The 26,394-nt window shown below is 71.8% G+C and carries 20 protein-coding genes and 2 pseudogenes; 10 read left to right on the top strand and 12 right to left on the bottom strand.

Features of this window, described 5'->3' with window-relative positions:
* Window positions 1-170: 170 nt before the first annotated feature.
* The gene (uvrB, locus tag J1792_RS10120) at window positions 171-2,291 is read right to left on the bottom strand and encodes an excinuclease ABC subunit UvrB (protein WP_086573323.1); all 2,121 of its coding nucleotides are present in this window, start codon (window positions 2,289-2,291) and stop codon (window positions 171-173) included.
* A 265-nt stretch (window positions 2,292-2,556) separates the two neighbouring features.
* On the opposite strand from uvrB, the gene J1792_RS10115 reads away from it, so the two are divergent.
* From J1792_RS10115 to J1792_RS10105, 3 genes are all read left to right on the top strand, one after another.
* Window positions 2,557-3,528, top strand: coding sequence for a glycerophosphodiester phosphodiesterase (locus tag J1792_RS10115; protein ID WP_086573321.1), 972 nt, complete (start codon window positions 2,557-2,559; stop codon window positions 3,526-3,528).
* A 158-nt stretch (window positions 3,529-3,686) separates the two neighbouring features.
* Window positions 3,687-5,117: a WGR domain-containing protein gene (locus J1792_RS10110; protein ID WP_207247138.1), complete on the top strand. Its 1,431-nt coding sequence runs from the start codon at window positions 3,687-3,689 to the stop codon at window positions 5,115-5,117.
* A 52-nt stretch (window positions 5,118-5,169) separates the two neighbouring features.
* Window positions 5,170-5,442, top strand: coding sequence for a DUF6343 family protein (locus tag J1792_RS10105; protein ID WP_086573318.1), 273 nt, complete (start codon window positions 5,170-5,172; stop codon window positions 5,440-5,442).
* A 70-nt stretch (window positions 5,443-5,512) separates the two neighbouring features.
* On the opposite strand, the gene J1792_RS10100 is transcribed toward J1792_RS10105, so the two are convergent.
* The 7 genes from J1792_RS10100 to rpsA form a co-directional block, all read right to left on the bottom strand.
* Window positions 5,513-5,806 (bottom strand): hypothetical protein, encoded by a 294-nt coding sequence (locus tag J1792_RS10100; protein ID WP_207247137.1) that lies wholly within the window; start codon window positions 5,804-5,806, stop codon window positions 5,513-5,515.
* Window positions 5,807-5,820: 14 nt separating this feature from the next.
* The gene (locus J1792_RS10095; protein ID WP_086572348.1) at window positions 5,821-6,555 is read right to left on the bottom strand and encodes a WXG100 family type VII secretion target; all 735 of its coding nucleotides are present in this window, start codon (window positions 6,553-6,555) and stop codon (window positions 5,821-5,823) included.
* Complete coding sequence (locus J1792_RS10090) at window positions 6,552-6,878, bottom strand: type VII secretion target (RefSeq protein ID WP_086572346.1); 327 nt, start codon at window positions 6,876-6,878, stop codon at window positions 6,552-6,554. Before J1792_RS10090 ends, J1792_RS10095 begins: the two co-directional genes overlap by 4 nt.
* Before the next feature lie 38 nt (window positions 6,879-6,916).
* Complete coding sequence (locus J1792_RS10085; RefSeq protein ID WP_086572344.1) at window positions 6,917-7,498, bottom strand: hypothetical protein; 582 nt, start codon at window positions 7,496-7,498, stop codon at window positions 6,917-6,919.
* 214 nt (window positions 7,499-7,712) lie between these two features.
* Window positions 7,713-8,315, bottom strand: a complete 603-nt coding sequence (gene coaE, locus J1792_RS10080) for a dephospho-CoA kinase (RefSeq protein WP_086572342.1) — start codon at window positions 8,313-8,315, stop codon at window positions 7,713-7,715.
* A gap of 24 nt (window positions 8,316-8,339) precedes the next feature.
* On the bottom strand, window positions 8,340-9,284 hold the full coding sequence (locus J1792_RS10075; RefSeq protein WP_207247136.1) for a PAC2 family protein: 945 nt from the start codon (window positions 9,282-9,284) through the stop codon (window positions 8,340-8,342).
* 153 nt (window positions 9,285-9,437) lie between these two features.
* Complete coding sequence (rpsA, locus tag J1792_RS10070) at window positions 9,438-10,937, bottom strand: 30S ribosomal protein S1 (protein ID WP_086572338.1); 1,500 nt, start codon at window positions 10,935-10,937, stop codon at window positions 9,438-9,440.
* Between the two features lie 416 nt (window positions 10,938-11,353).
* On the opposite strand from rpsA, the gene J1792_RS10065 reads away from it, so the two are divergent.
* On the top strand, window positions 11,354-12,157 hold the full coding sequence (locus tag J1792_RS10065) for a class I SAM-dependent methyltransferase (protein WP_086572336.1): 804 nt from the start codon (window positions 11,354-11,356) through the stop codon (window positions 12,155-12,157).
* A 60-nt stretch (window positions 12,158-12,217) separates the two neighbouring features.
* Window positions 12,218-14,824 (top strand): ATP-dependent helicase HrpB, encoded by a 2,607-nt coding sequence (gene hrpB, locus J1792_RS10060; RefSeq protein ID WP_086572334.1) that lies wholly within the window; start codon window positions 12,218-12,220, stop codon window positions 14,822-14,824.
* Window positions 14,825-14,857: 33 nt separating this feature from the next.
* Here the strand turns inward: hrpB and J1792_RS10055 are convergent, their stop codons facing one another.
* The 4 genes from J1792_RS10055 to polA form a co-directional block, all read right to left on the bottom strand.
* Window positions 14,858-15,049 (bottom strand): hypothetical protein, encoded by a 192-nt coding sequence (locus J1792_RS10055; RefSeq protein ID WP_086572332.1) that lies wholly within the window; start codon window positions 15,047-15,049, stop codon window positions 14,858-14,860.
* On the bottom strand, window positions 15,046-16,068 hold the full coding sequence (gene pgfA / locus J1792_RS10050; RefSeq protein ID WP_207247135.1) for a cell envelope lipid trafficking protein PgfA: 1,023 nt from the start codon (window positions 16,066-16,068) through the stop codon (window positions 15,046-15,048). The genes J1792_RS10055 and pgfA overlap by 4 nt, the downstream gene beginning before the upstream one ends.
* A gap of 11 nt (window positions 16,069-16,079) precedes the next feature.
* The gene (locus tag J1792_RS10045; RefSeq protein WP_107431158.1) at window positions 16,080-16,214 is read right to left on the bottom strand and encodes an SPW_0924 family protein; all 135 of its coding nucleotides are present in this window, start codon (window positions 16,212-16,214) and stop codon (window positions 16,080-16,082) included.
* 155 nt (window positions 16,215-16,369) lie between these two features.
* Window positions 16,370-19,105, bottom strand: a complete 2,736-nt coding sequence (gene polA / locus J1792_RS10040; protein WP_086572329.1) for a DNA polymerase I — start codon at window positions 19,103-19,105, stop codon at window positions 16,370-16,372.
* Between the two features lie 133 nt (window positions 19,106-19,238).
* Here polA and J1792_RS10035 point away from each other — a divergent pair, with 133 nt between their 5' ends.
* The 5 genes and pseudogenes from J1792_RS10035 to J1792_RS10015 form a co-directional block, all read left to right on the top strand.
* Window positions 19,239-21,557 (top strand): FdhF/YdeP family oxidoreductase, encoded by a 2,319-nt coding sequence (locus J1792_RS10035; RefSeq protein ID WP_242645868.1) that lies wholly within the window; start codon window positions 19,239-19,241, stop codon window positions 21,555-21,557.
* Between the two features lie 104 nt (window positions 21,558-21,661).
* Window positions 21,662-22,123 (top strand): PaaI family thioesterase, encoded by a 462-nt coding sequence (locus tag J1792_RS10030; protein WP_086575256.1) that lies wholly within the window; start codon window positions 21,662-21,664, stop codon window positions 22,121-22,123.
* Between the two features lie 274 nt (window positions 22,124-22,397).
* Window positions 22,398-23,633 carry a branched-chain amino acid ABC transporter substrate-binding protein gene (locus tag J1792_RS10025; protein WP_207247134.1) on the top strand — a complete coding sequence of 412 codons (1,236 nt, stop codon included), beginning with the start codon at window positions 22,398-22,400 and terminating at the stop codon, window positions 23,631-23,633.
* Between the two features lie 97 nt (window positions 23,634-23,730).
* Window positions 23,731-24,661: pseudogene (locus tag J1792_RS10020) on the top strand (branched-chain amino acid ABC transporter permease).
* Window positions 24,662-24,666: 5 nt separating this feature from the next.
* Window positions 24,667-26,394 (top strand): annotated as a pseudogene (locus J1792_RS10015) (branched-chain amino acid ABC transporter permease); the annotation flags it as partial.

Below are 26,394 nucleotides of genomic sequence, written 5' to 3'. Positions count from 1 at the left end.
CGCCGTTCGCGCGGTCTTCTTGAACGACCCTATGCACAGGCGGGAGCGGTGTACGCACCCGAGGGGGGCTTTGTGGCGGTCTTGCAACATGCCCCGCCACGGCTTCCGTATGCTCCCGCCCCGCCGCCGGCGCGCCACCCCACCCGGTGCGCCCGGCGCGTCACCGACCGTCAGGCCAGGCCGGCCTCGCGCATCTGCCGCAGCTCCTTCTTCAGCTCGCCCACCTCGTCGCGCAGCCGGGCCGCGACCTCGAACTGCAGCTCCGCCGCGGCCGCCCGCATCCGGTCGGTCATGTCCTCGATGAGCTGGGACAGTTCCGCCGCGGGGCGGTCCGTGGGCACGGCAGCCGCCTTGGCCTTGCCGCGCGTCTTGCCCTTGGCCGGCACCGGGGCCTTGCCCTTGTCCTTGTCCTTGTCGCCCTTGCGGTAGCCCGTGCCCAGGAGCTCCTGGGTGTCGAGCTCCTCGCGGGCGAGCGTGGCGACGATGTCGCCGATCTTCTTGCGCAGCGGCTGGGGGTCGATGCCCCGCTCCGTGTTGTAGGCGATCTGCTTCTCGCGGCGGCGGTTGGTCTCCTCGATGGCCTTCTCCATCGCCGGGGTGATCTTGTCGGCGTACATGTGCACCTGGCCGGAGACGTTGCGCGCCGCGCGCCCGATGGTCTGGATCAGGGACGTTCCGGAGCGCAGGAAGCCCTCCTTGTCGGCGTCGAGGATGGCCACCAGCGACACCTCGGGCAGGTCGAGGCCCTCGCGCAGCAGGTTGATGCCCACCAGCACGTCGAACTCGCCGGCCCGCAGCTCGCGCAGCAGCTCTACACGGCGCAGGGTGTCGACGTCGCTGTGCAGGTAGCGCACCTGGATGCCCAGCTCGAGGAAGTAGTCGGTGAGGTCCTCGGCCATCTTCTTGGTCAGCGTCGTCACCAGGACACGCTCGTCCCGCTCGGTGCGCGTGCGGATCTCGTGCACCAGGTCGTCGATCTGGCCCTCGGTCGGCTTGACGACGACCTCCGGGTCGACCAGGCCGGTGGGGCGGATGATCTGCTCCACGAAGCCCTTGCCGCGCGAGAGCTCGTACTTCCCGGGTGTCGCGGAGAGGTAGACGGTCTGCCCGATGCGCTCGGTGAACTCCTCCCACTTCAGCGGGCGGTTGTCCATGGCCGAGGGGAGCCGGAAGCCGTGCTCGACCAGCGTGCGCTTGCGGGAGGCGTCGCCCTCGTACATCGCGCCGATCTGCGGGACCGTGACGTGCGACTCGTCGATGACGAGGAGGAAGTCCTCGGGGAAGTAGTCGAGCAGGGTGTTCGGCGGGGAGCCGGGCTCGCGGTCGTCCATGTGCAGCGAGTAGTTCTCGATGCCCGAGCAGGAGCCGACCTGGCGCATCATCTCGATGTCGTAGGTGGTGCGCATGCGCAGCCGCTGGGCCTCGAGGAGCTTGCCCTGCTTCTCCATGCGGGCGAGCGTCTCCTCCAGCTCGGCCTCGATGCCCGCGATGGCCTTCTCCATCCGCTCCGCGCCGGCGATGTAGTGGCTGGCGGGGAAGACGTACAGCTCCTGGTCCTCGGAGATGACCTCGCCGGTGAGCGGGTGGAGCGTGGAGAGCGCCTCGATCTCGTCGCCGAACATCTCGATCCGGACGGCCAGCTCCTCGTAGACCGGGAAGATCTCGATGGTGTCGCCGCGCACCCGGAACGTGCCGCGGGTGAACGCCATGTCGTTGCGCGTGTACTGGATCTCCACGAAGCGGCGCAGCAGTTCGTCGCGGTCGGTCTCCTGACCGACCTTCAGCGGCACCATGCGGTCGACGTACTCCTGGGGCGTGCCCAGGCCGTAGATGCAGGAGACGGACGCCACCACGACCACGTCCCGCCGGGTGAGCAGCGAGTTGGTGGCGGAGTGGCGCAGCCGCTCGACCTCCTCGTTGATGGAGGAGTCCTTCTCGATGTACGTGTCCGACTGGGGGACGTACGCCTCGGGCTGGTAGTAGTCGTAGTACGAGACGAAGTACTCGACGGCGTTGTTGGGCAGCAGCTCGCGGAACTCGTTGGCGAGCTGGGCCGCGAGGGTCTTGTTGGGCGCCATGACGAGCGTCGGCCGCTGCAGCTTCTCGATCATCCACGCCGTGGTCGCCGATTTGCCGGTACCCGTCGCACCCAGCAGGACGACGTCCTTCTCGCCCGCCCGGATGCGCCGCTCCAGATCGGCGATGGCCGTCGGCTGGTCACCACTGGGCTGGTAGGAGCTGACGACCTCGAAAGGCGCCACCTTGCGTTCGATCTTCGATACGGGCCGCATGACACCACCGTACGGCCCACCACTGACAATGGCCTCGCCCCGCCCGTTCGGCCCTCGTTTTCCGGGCCCGTCGCGGGCGAACGCGCGGCGAAGACTCGGCAAAGGGTCCTTCGTCTGGGTGCCCTGCCCGTCGCGATCGCGTAGGTGTTTCGTGTACGACTTTCCGTGCACGTAGGTACGACTTTCCGTGCACCAGGTACGACTTTCCGTACACGCTGGCCGGGCGCGAGCCGCGCACCCGGTCCGGACGCCACGAGGAGCCGCCATGCGCATCCGCCCCGTCTCCACCGTGACCAGCGCACTTCTCGCCCTGTCCCTGACGACGCTCGCCTCCCTGTCCACGGTCGGCCTCGCCGCCGCCCCGGCGGCCGCCGCCACGCGCCACGCCGAGCCCGTCGTCATCGGCCACCGCGGGGTGCCGGTCCAGGCGCCGGAGAACACCCTGGCGTCCATCGACAGGGCCGCCCGGCTGGGTACCGTCTGGGTGGAGAACGACGTCCAGCGCACCAAGGACGGCGCCCTGATCGTCATGCACGACACCACCCTGGAGCGGACCACCGACGTGAAGCGGCTCTACCCCGGGCGCGCGCCGTGGAAGGTCTCCGACTTCACCCTCGCCGAGATCGGCACGCTGGACGCCGGCAGCTGGTACGACCGCCGCTTCAAGGGCGAGCGGGTGCCGACCCTCGACCGCTATCTGCGCCGGGTCGACCACAACCGACAGAAGCTGCTGCTGGAGGTGAAGGCGCCGGAGCTCTACCCCGGCATCGAGCGGCAGATAGTCGCCGAACTGCGCCGCACCGGCTGGCTCGACGCGGCGCACGTCAGAGGCAGGCTGATCGTCCAGAGCTTCAACGCCTCGTCCCTGAGGACGCTGCACACGCTCCGCCCCGACCTCAAGAAGGGCTTCCTGGGCGCCCCCAAGGCCTCCGAGCTGCGCTCCTACGCCGCCTTCGCCGACCAGATCAACCCCTCGTACAAGAGCGTCACCCCCTCCTGGCTGCGTTCCGTCCACGCCCTCAAGGGCCCGCACGGGCGGCCGCTGGAGGTCTCGGCGTGGACCGTCGACGACGCCGACGAGGCGGTCGCCCTGGCCCGGATGGGCGTCGACGGCATCATCACCAACGCCCCGCACGTCATCGCGGAGGCCCTGGCCGACGACGGGGACGACCCCTCGTTCCTCGACGGGCTGCCGGCCACGACCGACGCGGAGGCCACCCTGGACGACGCGCTGTGAACCACCGCTGACCTGCACGTCAGGCGCTCCGGCCCGGCCACCGGAGCGCCCTCCTCCGCCCGCTCGTCCCCCGGCTCGTGACCGATTGTCAGTGGCTGCCCCTAGCGTTCCCGTCAGTCGAGACCGGTCGCCACGGCCGGTGGGAGAGGGGCTTTGCCATGGCGGGGAACACGACGTACCTGGAGCTGTCCCAGGACGGCGGCGGGGCGCACAAGTTCTACGAGGTGACGGTCGACGGCACGACGGTGGCCGTGCGCTACGGACGCATCGGCGCGGCCGGGCAGGTGCAGAGCTCGGTCTTCCCCACCGTCGAGAAGGCGCGCGCCGCGGCGGCGAGGAAGGTCGGCGAGAAGGTGCGCAAGGGCTACGCCCCCGCGGTGCCCGGCGGCCGGGCGGCCCGGCCGGTGACGCGCCGCCAGGTCGCCTCCGCCCCCTCCACGGCCCGCGCGGTGGCCCCGGTCCTGTGGCGCTTCCGCACCGGTTCCGCCGCGTTCGGCATCCACATCGGCGAGGACCGCTGCTGGGTGGGCAACCAGGCCGGCGACGTCTACACCCTGGGCCACGACGGCGAGGTCCTCGCGCGCTACCGTCTGCCGGACGGCGTCAAGTGCCTGGTGGCGGACGACTTCTGGATCTACGCGGGCTGTGACGACGGCACGGTGTACGACCTGTCCGCCAAGGTGCCCTTCGCCGCCTACGAGATCGCCTCCGACGTCGACATCTTCTGGCTCGACATCCACGAGGGGGTCCTCAACGTCGCCGACCGCGACGGCGGGCTCACCGTCATCGACCACGAGGACGAGTACCAGTGGTCGCGCAGAAGCTCCGGGCAGGCGGCCTGGATGGTGCGCCGCGACGAGCGCGCGGTCTACCACGGCCACAGCGCCGGCGTCACCGCGTACGCCCAGGACGGCGGCGGCGAGCTGTGGCACACGCGGACCACCGGCTCGGTGCTCTTCGGCTGGCAGGAGGCGCACGCGGTGTACGCGGGCACCCACCGCAACGTCGTCCAGCGGCTGGCCAAGGCCGACGGCGCCGTGGAGGCCACGTACCGCTGCGACGCGGCGGTCTACTCCTGCGCCACCGCCCCCGACGGCCGCTACGTCTTCGCCGGCGACTCCTCCTCGTCCGTGTACTGCTTCGCGGCGGACGGCACGCGGCTGTGGAAGCTCGGCACGGGCGGCGGCTCGGCGCTGTCCATGCAGTACCTCGACGAGAAGCTCTATATGGTCACCACGGACGGCTCCCTGGTCTGCGTCGACGCCTCGGAAGGCGCCATCGCGGCCGCGCAGGGCGGCACGGTCCCGGTGCCGCTGGACATCAAGTCGGCCGCCGCGCTGCCCACCTACGCCCCCGCCACCACGGTCGCCACGGTCTCCGCCCCGCCCGCCTCCGGCATCGTGGTCGAGTGCGTGCAGCAGGGCGGCCGGCTCCGCGTCCACGTCGTCTCCGACGGCTACGAACCCGCCTGGAACGTCCAGTTCCCCCGCCACGTACGCCAGGCAGGCGCCCGCTACGTCGTCGAGGCCCTGTCCCCCACGGCGTCCGGCTTCTACCGCGTGCGCGGCGAGATCCAGCGCCTGCTCTGACGCCCCGGATCCGCCCGCGCGGGTGGATCCTGGGGGTGGGAGATGGTGCGCCATGCGTACGGGCAACGAACCGAGCACCGCCCGCAGTCCGCTGCGGCTGCGCTGCGGCCTCGCCGTCTTCGGCCTGGTGTGCGCCGCGGCCGGTACGGCGGCGTTCGCCGTGGCGGGCCGGGTGGGCTGGGCGGTCGCCTGCGGGCTGCTACTGCTGGTGACCGTCGTCGACCTGACGGTGATCATCCGCCATATCCGGCAGGGCCCGCACTACCAGCCGGGCCGCGACGTCCCGCCCTACGAACCGGTCCACGAGGGAAAGCCGCGCCACTAGCGTGCGCCCGCCCTCAGGGGACGCTCGCCCGACGCCGCCCGAGGCCCACCCGACACCCGCCCGACGCCCGCTAGCGGCCGCCCGGCGGCGTCGCCTCCGGGTCCTGCGGGCCGCGCGGGGCGCCGCGCTCCCACGCCTCCCGCAGCGGCCGGGTCCGCTCGCCCAGCGCCTCGGCGTACGCGCCGACCCGTACGGCCTCGTCGAGGCCGAGACGGCCGGAGAGGACCTCGCGGGCCATCTCCCGCAGGACCTCGCCGGCGCTGCCGTCGGCCAGGTGCCGCAGCGCCCGGTGGACGACGCGGGCCTGTGTCTCGTCACGGCCGGGGGCGAGGAACTCCTCGTGGCCCACTTCTCGTTCACCCATGGGTCGCTCCTGGCTCAGACTGCCGGATGGTCGTAGCTCGCGCGGGGCAGGGGGAAGGCGTTGAGCCTGGCCGTGATCTGACCGCCGAGGCGCTCGATGGACGCGTAGCCGGCGCTCACGCTCACCTGGGCGGCGTTGACGAGGTGGGTCATCCGCCCCCACTCCCTGAGGATGACCTTGGCCTCCGCCGCCCCCAGCGCGTATCCCATCGCGGCGGCCCAGCCGGTCCACCCGGCGGCCGTGGAGGCGGCGGCCGCGATGGCGGCGGTGACCGCTGCGTCGACGATCGCGCCGATGCACTGGCCGACGGCCTCGGCGGTGAGGGAGACCGACTGCGCGATGGCCAGGTACTCGCCGCCCATCGCGTTCAGGGAGTCGCGGAACTCCTCGAGGTTCCTTCGCAGGGCGTCGAAGTAGAGGAAGGCCGCGTCGGCGGCGTTGCCGTGCCAGGCCGCGTCGATGGCGTCGTTGCCCGACTCGAGGTTGCGGGCCAGGGCGTCGCACGCCAGGCCGAGGTTCCGCCAGGCCTGGGAGCATTCGGCGTAGGCCGTCCAGTCCCCGGCGAAGATCTGCTGCGCCCATTCCACCGGGTCCCTGGGCAGCATCAGCTCGGCCAGTTTCAGCAGCCACGATCCGGGGCTGAGCACGTCGGCCACGGCGTTGATCGGCTTCATGGGATCGGTGAACTCCTCCGGCTTCGCCGGGGGTACGAGATGCGTCGTGGGGTCCGCGACATCGGTGAACGTCACGGCCGGCCCGGTCGCCTCACCCGCGGGCGGGCCGCGTCGAAGTCGGCCGCCACGTCCCGGTCGGTGTGCCGGTAGTAGGACGCCGAGGCGCCCAACTCGTCCGAGGAGTGCCGCAGAACGCCGGCGAGCCGTTCGAGGGCGCTCAGGACGTCGGCGCGTACGGCGCGGTGGTGTCCGGCCACGTCGGCCATCAGCCCGGCCCGCTCGACGGAGATGCGCGTGAACCCGCGGGCGTAGGAGAGAAGTTCCCCCGCGTCCTCGGCGCCTCTGCCGACCTGCCGGGAGAACTGCTCCAGCCGGCCGGTGTCCACCTGAAGTCCCATCGGATCCCTCCCCCTTTCGCGTGGACGCACCGTGCGTCCTACGGCGATACCAGCGCCAGCAGGAGGCACAGCAGCGCGCCCACGCCTCCCACCCGTCGCAGCCACTTCACGGGCTCCGCCATCAGGGAGCACCCGACCATCTCGCGGGCGGCGGTGAACTGGGCGATGGTCGTGCGGCGGAAGCCGACGACGATGGTCACCATGCCGTGCGCGGCGCCGAGCATGCCGAGGAAGAAGAGGATCATCCAGCCCCAGAAGGCCCGCATGCTCAGGAGGAAGTACTCGGAGGCCTCGCGGTAGACGGTCACCTGCTCCCCGGGCACGTACCACCCGTCGATTTCGGCGTCGTCGCGCGCGGCGCCGCCGTCGGCGGGGCGGTAGACGCCGTCGCAGACGCTCTCCTCGTTGCGGCGGCCCCGCGCCGGGTGGATCCGGCAGTGGGCGACCGTCACGGTGCCCCTGTCGGCCACATAGCCGGCGGCCTTCACCGCGTGCGTGACCGAGACCTCCATGAGGGCTAGCCCGGCCAGGACGACGCAGAAGCCGCCGACGCGGGTCCGGTACCTGCGGACGGGCGGTGGCGCGAGCGGGCTTACGCCGAGCAGTTCGGGCATGGCCATGAGTGCTCCCCTCACGACGGCTCCACTGACGCTGTCGAGGGCGCAACGCTACTCATCCGCGCCGGGCATCCGCGCGCACCGCGACGCACGCCGGCCGGCGCTCAGGCGTCTCGGTGGGGCCGGAAGCGCCGGTACGAGGCCGTGTACGGGCCGTCCGGCCCTCCCCGCGGGCCGCCGCGGGCCTCACCCGATAGGGCGAACGGTCCAGCCGCCGTCAGTCCTGGTCGGCCCGCCGGCGCAGGTCCTCCCACACCGCCGCGACCCGGGGTTCCAGCGTCTCGAGGGGGCCGTCGTTGTCGATGACGACGTCGGCGACCGCGAGCCGCTCCTCGCGCGAGGCCTGCGCGGCCATCCGGGCCCGGGCCTCGTCGGGGGCCATGCCCCGCAGCCGTACGAGGCGGTCGAGGCGGGTGTCGGTGCCGGCGTCGACGACCACGACGAGGTCGTAGAGGGGGGCGAGCCCGTTCTCGGCGAGGAGGGGGACGTCGTGGACGACCACGGCGGCCGTGCCCGCCGCCGCCTCGAGCTCGGCGGAGCGGGCGCGGACGAGCGGGTGGACGATGGCGTTGAGGGCGGCGAGCCGGTCCGGGTCGGCGAAGACGATCGCGCCGAGCTTCGGCCGGTCGAGGGTGCCCTCGGGGGTGAGGACGCCGGGCCCGAACTCGGCGACGACCGCCGCGAGTCCGGGCGTGCCCGGCTCGACCACTTCCCGCGCGATCCTGTCGGAGTCGACGATCACCGCTCCGTACGAGGCCAGGAGCCGTGACACCTCGCTCTTGCCCGCGCCGATTCCGCCCGTGAGGCCCACCTTCAGCATGGGCCCACGCTATCGGGCGCCCGGTCAGCGCCCGCCGTCGCCCTCCCTGTCGGCGAGGAACCGCTCGAACTCCGCGCCCAGTTCGTCGGCGGACGGCAGGTCGACGGGCTCGGCGACCAGGTTGCCACGGGTCTCGGCGCCGGCCACGGCGTCGTACTGGTGCTCGAGGCCCCGTACGAGCGAGACGAGGTCCTCCTCGCCCTCGGCGAGCTGGCGCTCGATCTCCTCCTGCGTGCGCAGCGCGGCGTTGCGCAGGGAGTGGGCGGCGTTGGGCAGCACGAGGCCGGTGGCCGCGGTGATCGCCTCGAGGGCGGTGAGGGCGGCGTCGGGGTAAGGGGAGCGGGCGACGTAGTGCGGGACGTGGGCGGCGACGCCGAGGACGTCGTGGCCGGACTCGGCCAGGCGGTACTCGATGAGGGACTCGGCGCTGCCGGGCACCTGGGCCTCGTCGAAGGGGCCGCGGTGACCGGGCATGAGGTCGGTGCGGTTGCCGTGCGGGGTGAGGCCGACCGGGCGGGTGTGGGGCACGCCCATGGGGATGCCGTGGAAGTTCACGGACAGGCGCACGCCGAGCCGCTCGATCAGTTGGCGCACGGCGGCGGCGAACCGCTCCCACTCCACGTCCGGCTCGGGGCCGCTGAGGAGGAGGAAGGGGGCGCCCGTGGCGTCCTGCACCAGGCGCAGCTCGATGGCCGGGGTCTCGTAGGCGGCCCAGTGGTCGCGCTGGAACGTCAGCAGGGGGCGACGTGCGCGGTAGTCGATGAGCCTGTCGTGGTCGAAGCGGGCGACGACCTGGTGCGGCAGGCCGTCGAGCAGCCGCTTGACAATCAGGTCGCCCGTCTCGCCGGCGTCGATGTAGCCGTCGAAGTGGTAGAGCATGACCAGGCCGGCGGTGTCCTGGGCCAGGGCCAGGTCGGCGACGGCGAGCCCCTTGGGCTCCCATTCGTACAAATCCTGCGGATCCAACACGGTGACCGTTCCTCCTCATGTTCCGTACGGGGGAACGTCCTTGGAGGCCCCGGCCATTCCCGGGTCGGCCGGTTTCGGGGCATGAGTAAGGCCCGCCCTCCAAGGAGAGCGGGCCTTACATCAGTCAGCTGTCAGCTGCTACCGGTCAGAGCCTCAGCTCTGGCCGCCGGCGAGCTTCTCGCGCAGGGCGGCGAGAGCCTCGTCCGACGCCAGGGCGCCGGAGGTGTCGGCCGACTCCGAGGAGTACGAACCGCCGGAAGCCTGGCCACCGGCCTGCGGGGCGGCCTGGGTGCCCTCGGCCGCAGCCTCGGCGTCCGCCTCGCGGGACTTGATGACCTGCGCCTGGTGCTGCTCGAAGCGCTGCTGCGCCTCGGCGTACTGGCGCTCCCACTCCTCGCGCTGCTTCTCGTAACCCGGCAGCCAGTCGTTGGCCTCGGGGTCGAAGCCCTCGGGGTAGATGTAGTTGCCCTGGTCGTCGTAGGACGCGGCCATGCCGTACAGGGTCGGGTCGAACTCGACCACGGACGGGTCGGCACCGAAGGACTCGTTGGCCTGCTTCAGCGAGAGGCTGATGCGACGACGCTCGAGGTCGATGTCGATGACCTTGACGAAGATCTCGTCGTTGACCTGGACGACCTGCTCCGGGATCTCCACGTGGCGCTCGGCCAGCTCGGAGATGTGGACCAGGCCCTCGATGCCCTCGTCGACGCGCACGAACGCACCGAAGGGGACGAGCTTGGTGACCTTACCCGGGACGACCTGACCGATCTGGTGGGTCCGGGCGAACTGCTGCCACGGGTCTTCCTGGGTGGCCTTGAGCGACAGGGAGACGCGCTCGCGGTCCATGTCCACGTCGAGAACCTCGACGGTGACCTCCTGGCCGACCTCGACAACCTCGGACGGGTGGTCGATGTGCTTCCAGGACAGCTCGGAGACGTGGACGAGACCGTCGACGCCGCCCAGGTCCACGAAGGCACCGAAGTTGACGATGGAGGAGACGACGCCGGAGCGCACCTGACCCTTCTGGAGGGTGGTGAGGAAGGTCTGGCGGACCTCGCTCTGGGTCTGCTCCAGCCAGGCGCGGCGGGACAGGACCACGTTGTTGCGGTTCTTGTCCAGCTCGATGATCTTGGCCTCGAGCTCCTTGCCCACGTAGGGCTGGAGGTCGCGGACGCGACGCATCTCGACCAGGGAGGCCGGCAGGAAGCCACGGAGGCCGATGTCGAGGATGAGACCACCCTTGACGACCTCGATGACGGTACCGGTGACGATCCCGTCCTCTTCCTTGATCTTCTCGATGGTGCCCCAGGCGCGCTCGTACTGGGCGCGCTTCTTCGAGAGGATCAGGCGGCCTTCCTTGTCCTCCTTCTGGAGAACCAGGGCCTCGATCTCGTCGCCGACCTTGACGACCTCGTTCGGGTCGACGTCGTGCTTGATCGAGAGCTCGCGCGAGGGGATGACACCCTCGGTCTTGTAACCGATGTCGAGCAGGACCTCGTCCCGGTCGACCTTCACGATGACGCCGTCGACGATGTCGCCGTCGTTGAAGTACTTGATCGTCTCGTCGATCGCGGCGAGGAAGGCTTCCTCGTTACCGATGTCGTTGACCGCAACCTGCGGGGTGGTGGCGGTGGTCTCGGTGCTGCTCGTCATGTGGGAAAGGGCTCCGGTACGGACATTGAAGTCGTAGGCACTGCTACGCCGAGAGCCCGTATCGCACTGCCGAAGCCGGACAGCCTTGGAGACGCAATCCTTCGCACTCTTCGAAAAGAGTCCTAGGACCCGTAGGAGAACGGGAACGCCTCGACAACCGAGGGGACATACAACAAGTGCGAGCGCGGCCTACTCCGTCTGAGGCGCGCAGGCCCGCAGCGCAACTTGTAGCATACGGGGGCAGCGGGGCGCGGTCAATGCGCGAAGGCGCACACCCGGGATGAATCGCATGAAATCCGGCACAACTTAGGTTTTGCGAGGCCACGAGGGCCCCGGCAGCGCCCGAGCGTCATGTTCGGGCGAGAACCTGCGAAGATCGAGCACCCAAGATCGACCACCGAGGTGCGACCGCCGAGATGACCCAAGAATACGAGCCCGAAGCCACCCGCCGCGAGACCGGCGATACGGAGAGCAGCCGGGCCAGCCGTGGCTGGTGGGACCGCAACGCGGACGAGTACCAGCGCGAGCACGGCGGCTTCCTCGGCGACGACCGCTTCGTCTGGGGGCCCGAGGGCCTGGACGAGGCCGAGGCCGCCCTGCTGGGCCCCGCGAGCGGACTGAAGGGCCTGCGCGTCCTGGAGATCGGCGCGGGCGCCGCCCAGTGCTCCCGCTGGCTGGCCGCCCAGGGCGCCCGCCCGGTGGCCCTGGACCTCTCCCACCGGCAGCTGCAGCACGCGCTGCGCATCGGCGACGGCTTCCCGCTGGTGGAGGCCGACGCCGGGGCGCTGCCCTTCGCCGACGGCTCCTTCGACCTGGCGTGCTCCGCCTACGGAGCGGTGCCGTTCGTCGCCGATCCGGTCCGCGTGATGCGCGAGGTGCACCGGGTGCTGCGGCCCGGCGGCCGCTGGGTCTTCTCCGTCACCCACCCCATCCGCTGGGCCTTCCCCGACGAGCCCGGCCCGGAGGGCCTGTCGGTGGCCGCCTCCTACTTCGACCGCACCCCTTATGTGGAGCAGGACGACAAGGGCCGGGCCGTCTACGTCGAGCACCACCGCACGATCGGCGACCGGGTGCGCGACGTGGTGGCCGGCGGCTTCCACCTGGTCGACCTCGTGGAGCCCGAGTGGCCGGCCTGGAACCACCAGGAGTGGGGCGGCTGGTCACCCCTGCGCGGCAACCTGATCCCGGGCACCGCGATCTTCGTCTGCGAGCGGGACTGACGCACCGGGCCGGCGCCCGCCCCGGCGGGGCGGGCCCCGGCCCTCGGCGAGACTGGGTGCGTGACCCGCACCGACGCCCCCGCCGCCCGCACCGACGCCCTGCACCGGCTGCCCGTACGAGCGGCCCTGCCCGCCCTCGCCCGGGCCCTCGACGACCACGGCGCGGCCGTCCTGTGCGCCCCGCCCGGCACGGGCAAGACCACCCTGGTGCCGCTGGTCCTGGCCGGGCTGGCGGCCGACGGCCCTGGCACCTCCTCCCCCTCCGCCCCCGTGCGGCGCGTCGTCGTCGCCGAGCCGCGCCGGATCGCCGCGCGCGCGGCCGCCCGCCGCATGGCCTGGCTGCTGGGCGAGGAGGTGGGCGGCCGGGTGGGCTTCACCGTCCGCGGCGAGCGGCGGGCCGGGCCCGCCACCGTGGTCGAGGTCGTCACCACCGGTGTGCTGCTGCAGCGCCTGCAGCGCGATCCCGAGCTCGCCGGGGTCGACACGGTTGTGCTCGACGAGTGCCACGAGCGGCATCTGGACGCCGACACCGCCGCCGCCTTCCTCCTGGACGTGCGCGCCGCCCTGCGCCCGGAGCTGCGCCTGGTCGCGGCGTCCGCCACGACGGACGCCGCGGGCTGGGCGCGCCTGCTCGGCGACGCGCCCGTCGTCGAGGCCCAGGGCGTCTCGCACCCGGTGGAGGTGGTCTGGGCCCCGCCGCGCCGTCCGGTCCGCCCGCCGCACGGGATGCGCGTGGATCCCGCCCTCCTCGAGCACGTCGCCGCCGTCGTCCGCCGGGCGCTGGACGAGCGCGAGGGCGACGTCCTGTGCTTCCTGCCCGGCGTGGGCGAGATCGGGCGTGTCGCGGGACTGCTGGGCGGTGCGGGTGCGCTCGGCGGCGCGGAGGTACTGCAGGTGCACGGCAGGGCGCCGGCCGCCGTGCAGGACGCGGTGCTGGCGGGCGGCTCGGGGACGCGGCGGGTGGTGCTGGCGACGTCGGTGGCCGAGTCGAGCCTGACCGTGCCGGGGGTGCGGGTCGTGGTGGACGCGGGCCTGGCGCGGGAGCCGCGTACGGACCACGCCCGGGGGCTGAGCGCGCTCACGACCGTACGGGCGTCCCGCGCCTCGGCCCGGCAGCGCGCCGGCCGCGCGGGGCGCGAGGCGCCGGGGGCGGTGTACCGCTGCTGGGCGGAGGCGGACGAGACGCGGCTGCCGGCGTTCCCGGCCGCGGAGATCACGGTCGCGGACCTGACGGCGTTCGCCCTGCAGGCCGCCTGCTGGGGCGACACGGCGGCGTCCTCCCTCGCCCTCCTCGACGCGCCGCCGGCCGGCGCGCTCGGCGCCGCGCGCGCCGTGCTGACGGCCACGGGCGCCGTCGACACCGGGGGGCGCCCCACCGACCGGGGCCGCCGGATGGCGCGCCTGGGGGTGCACCCGCGTCTCGCGCGCGCCCTCCTGGACGGCGCGCGGGAGGTGGGCGCGCGCCGCGCGGCGGAGATCGTGGCGCTGCTGAGCGAGGAACCGCCCCGCGAGTACGGCGACGACCTCGCGGCCGCCTGGCGCTCCGCCCGCCGCGGCGGCGACGCCTACGGCGCCCGCTGGCGGGCGGAGGCACGCCGGCTGGAGGGCTCGCTGCGGGTCGTCACCGGCGAGGCCGCGGCCCCGGCGGGGCGTACGGGCGACACGCCGGGGGCCGGAGCGCTCACCGACGACGCGGCGGCGGGTCTGGTCGCGGCCCTGGCCTTCCCCGAGCGGGTGGCACGGGCGCGCGGCGAGGGCGCGTATCTGATGGTGTCGGGGACGGGCGCCGAGCTGGGCGACGCCTCGCGGCTGCGCAGCGCGCCCTGGCTCGCGGTGGCCGTGGCCGACCGGCCGGTCACGGCCGCCTCCGCCCGGGTCCGGCTGGGCGCCGTGATCGACGAGGACACGGCGAGGGCGGCGGCCGGGGCGCTGCTCGCCGAGGGCGAGGAGGTGCGGTGGTCGGCCGAACGCCGTGACGTGGTGGCCCGGCGCGTGGCGCGGCTGGGCGCCGTGGAGCTGGCCTCGAGCCCGCTGTCCACGCCGGATCCCGGGCTCGTACGGGCCGCGCTGCTCGAGGGGCTGCGGGCCGAGGGATGGGGGCTGCTGCGCTGGGGCGCGGACGCGGCGGCGCTGCGGCAGCGGCTGGCGTTCCTCCATCGTGAGCTGGGCGAGCCCTGGCCGGACGTCTCGGACGCCGCGCTGCTGGAGCGGGCCGGGGACTGGCTGGGGGCGGAGCTGGACCGGGCGCGCCGACGCGCGGACCTGGAGCGGGTGGACGCCGGGACGGCGCTGCGGGGCCTGCTGCCGTGGGCGACCGGGGAGGCGGCGCGCCTGGACGAGCTGGCGCCGGAGCGCCTGGAGGTGCCCAGCGGCTCGCGGATCCGCATCGACTACGGCGGCGAGCAGCCCGTACTGGCCGTCAAGCTGCAGGAGCTCTTCGGGCTGGAGGAAACGCCGCGCGTGGCGGGCGGGCGCGTGCCCGTCCTGGTCCACCTGCTGTCGCCGGCCGGGCGGCCCGCCGCCGTCACGGCGGATCTGGCGTCGTTCTGGAAGGACGGCTACCGGTCGGTACGGGCCGAGCTGCGCGGCCGCTACCCCCGGCATCCGTGGCCCGAGGACCCTTCCACGGCCACGGCGACGCGCCGCACCAACACGCGCCGCCCTTGAGCGACCGCTGCCCGGCGGTGATGGCCGGGTGCGTCAGGGGAGGTACCGCTCGACAGCCGCGGCCCCCTTCTCCTCGATGAGGCGCCTGGCCTGCTCGACGCGTTCGGGCGTCACATCCCGGCCGGAGGCCATGACCAGGTCCTCGGGGTCGAAGGGCCGCTCGCTGCCGGTGTAGAGCCGGCGCGGGCGGGACGTGGTGGACGTGTCCTCGGGACTCTCCTTCACGGCGAGCCTCCTCTGCTCAGCGCCCCCTCGCCGGGGGGCGGCCGTTCGGGTTTCCCTCCATCGTGTGGCACACCGGGCGCGGGCGCACGACGATCTCGGGCCTCGAGGACGAGCGCCGCGGCGAGCAGCGCGACGCCGAGGGCGATCAGGCCCGAGGGGAGGTCGCGGGTGAGCAGGAGGACGAGCCGGCGCTGGGCCTTGACGGTGGCGACGGTGTCGGCGACGTAGTCGGGGCGGATCTTCACATGCCCGGCGAAGGCGGTGACCGGCTTCTTCTCCGGGTGCCCGGTCCAGCGCAGTTCCTCGCGGTGGATCTCCTCGCCGTTGACGGGGGCGCCGGTGACGGGGTCGACCCAGAACATGCGCCGGGTGGTGTACCAGCGCTCGAGCCCGAGCTGCCGGACCGCGTCGGGGGTGATACCGAGCGGCAGCCGCTTGGGCAGCGGCACCTCGGTCCAGGGGATCGTCTGTTCGAAGTAGTAGACGTCCAGGCCGCGGAAGGTGCGGGTGCCCTTGTAGTGGATGGGGGCGGAGGTGCGGGTCATCAGGTCGAAGTAGCGGTAGTCGCGCTTCTCGACGAGGAAGGGCCACTTGAACTCGATGCCGTCGCGGCGTACGGGGGTGTCGTCGACGTGTTCGCCGCCCGCGTGGACGGGCTGCTGGCTGTGGGCGTCGAAGACGTAGCGCTCGGGGATGCGGGAGACCATCGCGCCGTCGGGTCCGGCGGCGTAGGTGAGGGTGTCCCAGACGACGACGTCCCGGCCGGTGGCGGCCTTGACCCGGCGGGCCTGTTCGACGTTGCCCTTGAGGGTCTGGACCATGGTCACCGTGGAGACCCGCCGGGGCTCGAGGGTGGCGTAGTCGATGAGGGTGGCGTCCTTCGCCTCCAGGACGACGGCCTGGTAGTGGTGGGCGGGGACCTTGGCCAGGCGGGGGAAGGCGTACCAGCGCAGCAGGGGTGACAGGGCCGTGCAGAACACGGCGAGGGCCAGCAGGACCAGGCTCGCTCGGCGGCGCACGGCGGCCCCTCTCAGGGATGCGCGGGCGGGGAGGACAGCAGGGGCTCGGGGGAGGTGTCGCCGCCGGGCGATCCGAGGGCGGTGACGGCGAGGACGAGGGCGAGGGCGGCGGCCAGTCCGGCGGCCGCGGCGACCAGTGCGCGCATGCGAAGCCTCCCGGCGGGAATCCCCAGACCTGACGAGGCGTCAGGGATGGGCACGGTAGCAACGCGCGCCGCCGATGAGAACCACACGCACGCGCGAGAACGCGCGCGGCCCCTCTCCCGAGAGGGGAGAGGGGCCGCACACGACAGGGGCGCGATCAGTGCGCCGCGGACTCCCAGTCCGCGCCGACGCCCACCGACACATCCAGCGGCGCCCGCAGCTCGACGGCACCGGCCATCTCCCGGCGGACCAGCTCCTCCACCCGCTCCCGCTCCCCCGGCGCGATCTCGAGCACGATTTCGTCGTGCACCTGCAGCAGCATGCGGGAGGTGAGCCGCTCGCTCTCCAGCGCCACGGCCACCCGCAGCATCGCGATCTTCACGATGTCGGCGGCCGTGCCCTGGATCGGGGCGTTGAGCGCCATCCGCTCGGCCATCTCACGACGCTGGCGGTTGTCGCTATTGAGGTCCGGCAGATAGCGGCGGCGGCCCAGCATCGTCTCGGTGTAGCCCGTGGCCCTGGCCTCCTCGACGACCCGCTGCAGATAGTCGCGCACGCCGCCGAACCGCTCGAAGAACGTGTCCATCAGACGACGGGCCTCATCGGGCGCGATGTTCAGCTGCTGCGAGAGGCCGAACGCCGACAGACCGTAGGCCAGGCCGTACGACATCGCCTTGATCTTGCGGCGCATCTCGGGGTCGACCTCGTCCTTGGCGACGCCGAACACCTGGGAGGCGACCGTGGTGTGCAGGTCCTCCCCCGAGGCGAACGCCTCGATCAGGCCCTCGTCCTCGGACAGGTGCGCCATCACCCGCAGCTCGATCTGGCTGTAGTCGGCCGTCATCAGCGACTCGAAGCCCTCGCCGACCACGAAGCCGCGGCGGATCGCCCGGCCCTCGTCCGTGCGCACCGGGATGTTCTGCAGGTTGGGGTCGGTGGAGGACAGCCGGCCCGTCGCCGCCACCGTCTGATTGAAGGTGGTGTGGATACGGCCGTCGGGCGCGATCGCCTTGATCAGCCCCTCCACCGTGGACCGCAGCTTGGACTGCTCACGGTGCCGCAGCATGATCACCGGGAGTTCGTTCTCCGTCTGGCCCGCGAGCCAGGCCAGGGCGTCGGCGTCCGTGGTGTACCCGGTCTTGGTCTTCTTCGTCTTCGGCAGGCCCAGCTCCCCGAAGAGCACCTCCTGCAGCTGCTTGGGCGAGCCCAGGTTGAACTCCCGGCCCGCGGCCGCGTGCGCCTCGGTCACCGCCTGCTGCACCGCGGCGGCGAACTGCTGCTCCATGCGCTCCAGCCAGCCCCGGTCCGCGGCGATGCCCGACCGCTCCAGGTCCGACAGCACCGCGCTGGTCGGCAGCTCCACGTCCGTGAGCAGATCCGCCGCGCCCACCTCCTTGACCCGGCCCGCGAACGCGTCCCCCAGGTCCAGGACCGTACGGGCCCGGCCCATCAGGGCGTCCGCCTCGGCCTGCTCGTCGGCGCCGAAGGCCAGCTGCCCGTCACCGGCCGCGGCCGTGGCCAGCTCCCGGCCCAGATACTCCACCGACAGCGCGTCCAGGGCAAAGGACCGACGGCCCGGCTTGACCAGATAGGCGGCCAGCGCGGTGTCCATCACCACGCCCTCGACCACCCAGCCGTGATCGGCGAAGACCCGCATCACGGCCTTCGCGTCGTGCATCACCTTCGGCCGCTCCCGGTCCGCGATCCACGCGGCGAACGCCCGCTCGTCGGCCTCGTCCAGCTCCGCGGGGTCGAACCAGACCGCCGGACCCTCGCCCGTCGCCAGCGCCACCTCCTCGACCCGGCCCGCGCCCCGCGACCAGGTGTCGGTGACGGCCACACCCAGCGGGCCCACGCCGTGCCCGGCCAGCCACGGCGCCAGCTCGCCCGTGCCCAGGACGACGCCGTCCACCTCGGCGCCGGCCTCCACCGGCTCCTCCTCGGCGGACTCCCCGCCCGGGTCGACCGCCAGCAGCCGGTCCCGCAGGCCCTGGTTACGGATCTCCAGCCGCTCCAGGAACGACACCAGCGCCAGGCGGTCGTACGCCTGACGCTCCAGGTCGTCCGGGTGCGTGGACAGCTGCACGTCCCGCACCATCTCCGTCAGACGGCGGTTGAGCTTGACCGCATCCAGGTGATCGCGCAGATTCTGCCCGGCCTTGCCCTTGACCTCCTCGACGCGCTCCACCAGCTCCGCGAACGAACCGAACTGGTTGATCCACTTCGCGGCCGTCTTCTCCCCCACACCCGGGATGCCCGGCAGGTTGTCCGACGGGTCGCCGCGCAGCGCCGCGAAGTCCGGATACTGCTGCGGCGACAGCCCGTACTTCTCCACGACCTTCTCCGGCGTGAAACGCGTCAGCTCCGAGACGCCCTTCGTCGGATACAGCACCGTCACCGCATCGGTGATCAACTGGAAGGAGTCCCGGTCGCCGGTGACGATCGAGACCTCGAAGCCCTCCGCCTCCGCCTCCGTGGCCAGCGTCGCGATCACGTCGTCGGCCTCGAAACCTTCCACGGCGAACCGCCGCACGCCCATCGCGTCCAGCAGCTCGCCGATCAGCGTCACCTGCCCCTTGAACTCGTCCGGCGTCGCCGACCGCGTCGCCTTGTAGTCCGGGAACTCCTCCGAGCGCCACGTCTTGCGCGACACGTCGAACGCCACCGCGAAGTGCGTGGGCCGCTCGTCACGCAGCGTGTTGGCCAGCATCGACGCGAAGCCATACACCGCGTTCGTCGTCTGACCCGACGAGGTCGTGAAGTTCTCCGCGGGCAGCGCGAAGAACGCCCGGTACGCCATGGAGTGCCCGTCCATCAACAGCAGACGGGGGCGGCCTCCCTCCACTGCCTCGGTGCCGGTCGTCTCGTTCGTCTTCGATGCCTTTGCTGCCACGCCCCCGATCCTGCCACGGACCACTGACAATCCCGGCCACACCGCCCTCGCCCCCACCCCCGCCGCACCCCGTGGCAGGATCGGCACCGAACGCGCGGACCCGCGCACCACCGACCGCTCAAGGGGGAGCGAGATGGCAGGCAACCCGCCCACCGGCGATCCGGTACAGGACGCACCCGACGTCACCGCCCCGCAGCACGCCGCCGCCGGCCTGCCCGCCATCGCCCACACGCTGCGCATCGCCCATGAACAGATGGGCGTACGCCGCACCGCCCTCACCCTCCTCAAGGTCAACCAGAAGGACGGCTTCGACTGCCCCGGCTGCGCCTGGCCCGAAGGCGACAAGCGCCACGCCGCCGAATTCTGCGAGAACGGCGCCAAGGCCGTCGCCGAGGAAGCCACCCTGCGCCGGGTCACCCCCGCCTTCTTCGCCGAACACCCGGTCGCCGCCCTCGCCGACCGCAGCGGCTACTGGCTCGGCCAGCAGGGCCGCCTCACCCACCCCATGTACCTCGCCGAAGGCGCCGACCACTACGAACCCGTCACCTGGGAACGCGCCTTCGACATCATCGCCGAAGAGCTCCACGCCCTCACCGGCCCCGACGAAGCCGTCTTCTACACCTCCGGCCGCACCAGCAACGAAGCCGCCTTCCTCTACCAGCTCTTCGCCCGCGAATTCGGCACCAACAACCTGCCCGACTGCTCCAACATGTGCCACGAGTCGTCCGGCACCGCACTCACCGAGACCATCGGCATCGGCAAGGGCAGCGTCCTCCTCGAAGACCTCCACAAAGCCGAACTGATCATCGTCGCCGGCCAGAACCCCGGCACCAACCACCCCCGCATGCTCAGCGCCCTGGAACAGGCCAAGCGCGGCGGCACGAAGATCATCACGATCAACCCGCTCCCCGAAGCCGGCCTCGAACGCTTCAAGAACCCGCAGAACGCCCGCGGCCTCGCCGGCGGCGGCACCGCCCTCACCGACCTCTTCCTGCAGATCCGCCTCGGCGGCGACCAGGCCCTCTTCCGCCTCCTCAACAAACTCCTCCTCGACACCGAAGGCGCCCTCGACACCGCCTTCATCCAGGAGCACACCCACGGCTTCGAGGACTTCGCCGCCACCGCCCGCACCGCCGACTGGGACGAAACCCTGCGCGCCACCGGCCTGCGCCGCCAGGAGATCGAGACCGCCCTGCGCATGATCCTCGCCTCCCGGCGCACCGTCGTCTGCTGGGCCATGGGCCTCACCCAGCACAAGCACGCCGTCCCCACCATCAAGGAGGTCGTCAACCTCCTGCTCCTGCGCGGCGACATCGGCCGCCCCGGCGCCGGCGTCTGCCCCGTCCGCGGCCACAGCAACGTCCAGGGCGACCGCACCATGGGCATCTTCGAACGCCCCTCGGACGCGTTCCTCGACGCCCTCGAGAAGGAATTCCGCTTCACCCCGCCGCGCGCCCACGGACTCGACGTCGTCCGCGCCATCCGCGCCCTGCGCGACGGACAGGCCAAGGTCTTCTTCGCCATGGGCGGCAACTTCGTCTCCGCCACCCCCGACACCGACGTCACCGAAGCCGCCGTACGCCGCGCCCGGCTCACCGTCCACGTCTCCACCAAGCTCAACCGCTCCCACGTCATCACCGGAGCGCGCGCCCTGATCCTGCCCACCCTCGGCCGCACCGAACGCGACCGGCAGCACACCGGCGAGCAGTTCGTCACCGTCGAGGACTCCATGGGCATGGTCCACGCCTCCCCGCGGCCGCCTCGCCCCCGCCAGCCCCCACCTGCTGTCCGAACCCGCCATCGTCAGCCGCCTCGCCCGCCGCGTCCTCGGCACCACCAGCACCACGCCCTGGGAGCAGTTCGAGAAGGACTACGCCGCCATCCGCGACCGCATCGCCCGCGTCATCCCCGGCTTCGAGGACTTCAACGCCCGCGTCGCCCGCCCCGGCGGCTTCACCCTCCCCACGGCCCCCGCGACAGCCGCACCTTCCCCACCGCCACCGGCAAGGCCAACTTCACCGCCGCCCACGTCGAGTACCCGCGCGTGCCCGAAGGCCGCCTGCTCCTGCAGACCCTCCGCTCGCACGACCAGTACAACACCACCATCTACGGCCTCGACGACCGCTACCGCGGCATCAAGAACGGCCGCCGCGTCGTCCTCCTCCACCCCGACGACGCCGCCGCCCACCACCTCGCCGACGGCGACTACGCCGACCTCGTCAGCGAATGGACCGACGGCAGTGAACGCCGCGCCCCCGGCTTCCGCGTCGTCCACTACCCCACCGCACGCGGCTGCGCCGCCGCCTACTACCCCGAGACCAACGTCCTGGTCCCCCTGGACCACACCGCCGACACCAGCAACACCCCCGCCAGCAAGTCCGTCGTCATCCGCCTGGAGCCGGCCGGACGGGCCGAGGGCACCCCGGCGGCACCGGACGTCACATCGCGGTAGCGGTAGCGATAGCGGACAAGCAGGGGCCGGTAGTTGACGAAAGTATCGTTCAGCTGAAAAGACGTTCACACGACAACGACCGACAACGATCGGAGCGACGACGCATGGGCGAGCACAGCAGGACCACCTTCCCGCCGGAGATCCTCGAGCAGTGGGCCGGCAGCGGCCTCGACCTGAACGCCCTGTTCTCGGCGGGACACCTCGGCGAGCGCATGGGCGTCCGCGTCGTCGAGGCCTCCCCCGACCGCGTCGTCGGCACCATGCCGGTCGAGGGCAACACCCAGCCCTACGGGCTCCTGCACGGCGGCGCCTCCGCCGTGCTCGCCGAGACCCTCGGCTCGGTCGGCGCCATGCTCCACGGCGGCCCCGGCCGCTTCGCCGTCGGCGTGGACCTCAACTGCACCCACCACCGCGGCGTCCGCTCCGGCCTGGTCACCGGCGTCGCCACCCCCGTGCACCGCGGCCGCACCACCGCCACGTACGAGATCGTCGTCACCGACGAGCACGACAAGCGCGTCTGCTCCGCCCGCCTCACCTGCCTCCTGCGCGACAACGACGCGAGCTGACCCGCACCCCCGCCCGCCCCGGCACGGGGCCGGCCCCGCAGGCGCCGGCCGCGGCCCACCGCGACCGGCGCGCAAGCGGAACGTGATCTGCGTCATAACAAGACAGTCACATCACGGTCAGCACCTCTGCCCCACCCCGGCGCCCACCCCTTAGAGTCACGGCCCATCACGACCCCGCCGGGCGAATCACCCAGCCAGCACAGCACCTTTCCTCGCGCCCGGCGAGCGAACCGGCACCTCGGCAGAAGCCGCCGCGCCAGGGAAAGGATTCACCGTGCGCCACCGTTCCCTCCTCGTCCTCACCACCGCGCTCACCACCACAGCCCTCGCCCTGTCCGCCTGCGGATCACGCGACGACACGGCAGGAGGCGACAGCGGCGGCGGCAAGCAGACCACCGTGACGATCGGCGTCGACGCCCCGCTGACCGGCTCGCTCTCCCCCTTCGGCCAGGGCATCAAGAACTGCGTCGACCTCGCCGTGAAGACCGCCAACAAGAACAACGAGGTCAAAGGCGTCACCTTCAGGACCATCGCCCTCGACGACCAGGCCGTCCCCGGCACCGGACAGCAGAACGCCGCCAAACTCGTCGCCGACAAAAGCGTCGTCGGCATGGTCGGCCCCATGAACTCCGGCGTCGCCCAGTCCATGCAGGGCGTCTTCGCCAAGGCCGACCTCACCCAGATATCCCCCGCCAACACCAACCCCGCCCTCACCCAGGGCGACGACTGGGCCAAGGGCGAGAAGAAGCGCCCCTTCGCCACCTACTTCCGCACCGCCACCACCGACATCATCCAAGGCCGCTTCGCCGCCCAGTACTTCTACAAGGACGCCAAGAAGAAAAAGGTCTTCGTCGTCGACGACAAACAGACCTACGGCGCCGGACTCGCCTCCATCTTCATCCAGGAATTCAAACGCCTCGGCGGCGAGATCGCCGGCACCGACCACCTCACCGTCAAGGAAACCGACTTCACCGCCATCGCCAACAAGATCAAGACCTCCGGAGCCGACTCCGTCTACTTCGGCGGCCAGTTCCCCGAGGGCGGACTCCTCTCCGACCAGGTCAAAAAGGCCGGAGCCCACATCCCCCTCATGGGCGGCGACGGAATCTACAACCCCGGCTTCATCACCGCCTCCGGCGAGAACAACGACGGCGACCTCGGCACCTCCGTCGGCTACCCCGTCGAACAACTCGACTCCGCAAAAGCCTTCGTCACCCACTACAACTCCGCCGGCTACAAAGACCCCTACGCCACCTACGGCGGATACTCCTACGACGCCGCCTGGGCCATCATCCAGGCCGTCAAGAAAACCGTCGAGGACAACAACGGCAAACTCCCCGCGGAACCCCGGGCCAAAATCCTCGACGCCGTGGGCAAGGTCTCCTTCGACGGCGTCACCGGAAAGGTCTCCTTCGACCAGTACGGCGACACCACCAACAAACAGCTCACCGTCTACCAGGTGACCGACGGCGCATGGAAGTCCGTCAAGAGCGCCACCTTCCAGGACTGACCGCACCCACCCCGCAGCACCCACCCGCACCCGCGCGAACGGGCCGGCCACACGCCCTCGCGCGGGCCCCCACCACACCCCAACGGGGAGGAACGCGGTGCACGAACTGCCGCAAACGCTGGTCAGCGGACTCGCCCTCGGCGCCCTCTACGGCCTCATCGCCATCGGGTACACCATGGTCTACGGCATCGTCCAGCTCATCAACTTCGCCCACGGCGAGATCGTCATGATCGGAGGCTTCGGCGCCCTCACCGTCCGCCTCTGGCTCCCCGACTCCGTCCCCCACCACCGCCGCCCCCCCTCATGCTCCTCGGCGGCGCCATCGCCTCGGTCGCCGTCGCCACCGCCGCCGAACGCTTCGCCTACCGCCCCCTGCGCGGCGCCCCCGCCTCGCCCCGCTCATCACCGCCATCGGCCTGTCCATCGCCCTCCAGCAAATCGTCTGGGCCTTCTACCCCGACGCCAAGAAATCCCGTGGCTTCCCCCAGTTCCACGGCGACGCCTTCGCCCTCACCGGCGGCATCCACCTCCAACGCGACGACCTCTTCGTCCTCGCCGCGGCCCCCCTGTGCATGCTCGCCCTCGGCCTCTTCGTCGCCAAAAGCCGCACCGGCCGCGCCATGCAGGCCACCGCCCAGGACCCCGACACCGCACGCCTCATGGGCATCAACACCGACCGCATCATCGTCATCGCCTTCGCCATCGGCGGCGCCTTCGCCGCCGTCGCCGCCGTCGCCCAGGGCCTGCGCGCCGGACAGATCAACTTCGAGATGGGCTTCATCCTCGGCCTGAAGGCCTTCACCGCCGCCGTCCTCGGCGGCATCGGCAACATCTACGGCGCCATGCTCGGCGGAGTCGTCCTCGGCATCGCCGAAGCCGCCTCCACCACCTACATCCAGCACATCCCCGGAATGCAGCAACTCGGCGGCGGAGGCTGGAAGGACGTCTGGGCCTTCGTCCTCCTCATCGTCGTCCTCCTCGTCAGGCCACAAGGACTGCTCGGCGAACGCGTAGCGGATCGGGCGTGAGACCCATGAACCGGAAGAACCCACCCACCGGCACGACCCCGGCACCCCCGACGACGACCCGCACCCCTACGACGCCGCCCGCACCGCCCGCGCCACCCGTGCCTCCGGCACCAGGGCGATCCCCGCATCCCCTGTCCCCCGACACCGCCCGCATCACCGTCATCGGCGGCGCCGTCCTCACCCTCGCCTCCACCTTCCTCGCCTGGACCTGGACCCACGCCTTCCCCGGCAACCTCACCGTCACCGGCTACCCCGGCGGACTCCAAGTCCTCACCCTCACCGGCGCCATCCTCACCATCGCCCACACCCTCGCCGCCTCAGGCACCCCCGGCCTCCGCCGGCTCAGCCCCACCCGCAGCCACACCGCCACCCCACCTCGCCCTCGGCACCCTCGCCACCACCTGGTACACCCTCATCACCATCGCCGTACAACTCGGCGGCATCGTCAACCTCGAACCCGGCGGCTACCTCGCGGGAGCGGCCTCCCTCATCACCTTCCTCGGCGCCCTCGCCCTGCCCACCGGCCGGACCACCCCACCACCGCCGACCAAGCCCCTGCCCGACCGGGCCGAAATCCTCATCATCGCCGCCGCCTTCGGCACCGGCCTCTACGTCCTCACCTACGGCATCGGCACCGCCTACGGAGAACTCTTCACCGGCTTCCTGCTCCTGACCGGCTTCACCACCGCTGCCCTCGCCAAAGCCGGACTCATCACCCGCCTCTCCCAGCTCACGGCGAAACACCGGCGCATCACCATCACCGCCGCCTTCACCGCCGCCGCCCTCTTCCCTCTCACCCAGGACACCGACGAATACACCCTCATCGCCGTCAACATCCTGATCTTCTCCACCGTCGCCCTCGGCCTCAACGTCGTCGTCGGCCTCGCCGGCCTCCTCGACCTCGGCTACGTCGCCTTCCTCGGCGTCGGCGCCTACACCGCCGCCCTCGTCTCCGGCTCCACCGCCTCCACCCTCCACATCCACTTCCCCTTCTGGGCCGCCGCTCTCACCGGCGCCGCCGCCTCCCTCGTCTTCGGCGTCCTCATCGGCGCCCCCACCCTCCGCCTGCGCGGCGACTACCTCGCCATCGTCACCCTCGGCTTCGGAGAGATCTTCCGCATCGCCGTAGGCAACCTCAACGGCGAATCCGGCCCCTCAGTCACCAACGGCCCCAACGGAATACCCAACATCCCCAACCTCAACATCCTCGGCTACAACTTCGGCGACACCCACACCCTCGGCAGCCTCACCCTCAACCCCTTCGCCAACTACTACCTCCTCATGCTCCTCGTCACCCTCCTCGTCATCCTCGTCTTCAGCCGCGCCGGAAACTCCCGCATCGGCCGCGCCTGGATCGCCATCCGCGAGGACGAAACCGCCGCCACCGCCATGGGCATCAACGGATTCCGCGTCAAACTCATCGCCTTCGCCCTCGGCGCCACCCTCGCCGGACTCGCCGGCACCGTCCAGGCCCACGTCTCCACCACCGTCGTGCCCGAGCAGTACGTCTTCGCCGGCCCCGTACCCCCCAACTCCGCGTTCCTGCTCGCCGCCGTCATCCTCGGCGGCATGGGCACCATCACCGGCCCCCTCCTCGGCGCCGCCCTCCTCTACCTCATCCCCGCCAAACTCCAGTTCCTCCACGACTACCAACTCCTCGCCTTCGGCGCCGCCCTCATCCTCCTCATGCGCTTCCGCCCCGAAGGAATCATTCCCAACCGACGACAACAGCT

Origin of the sequence: Streptomyces triculaminicus, from assembly GCF_017349075.1 — a bacterium.
GTDB classification, from domain to species: Bacteria; Actinomycetota; Actinomycetes; order Streptomycetales; family Streptomycetaceae; genus Streptomyces; species Streptomyces triculaminicus.
This window is presented reverse-complemented; position numbering and strand designations above follow the sequence as displayed.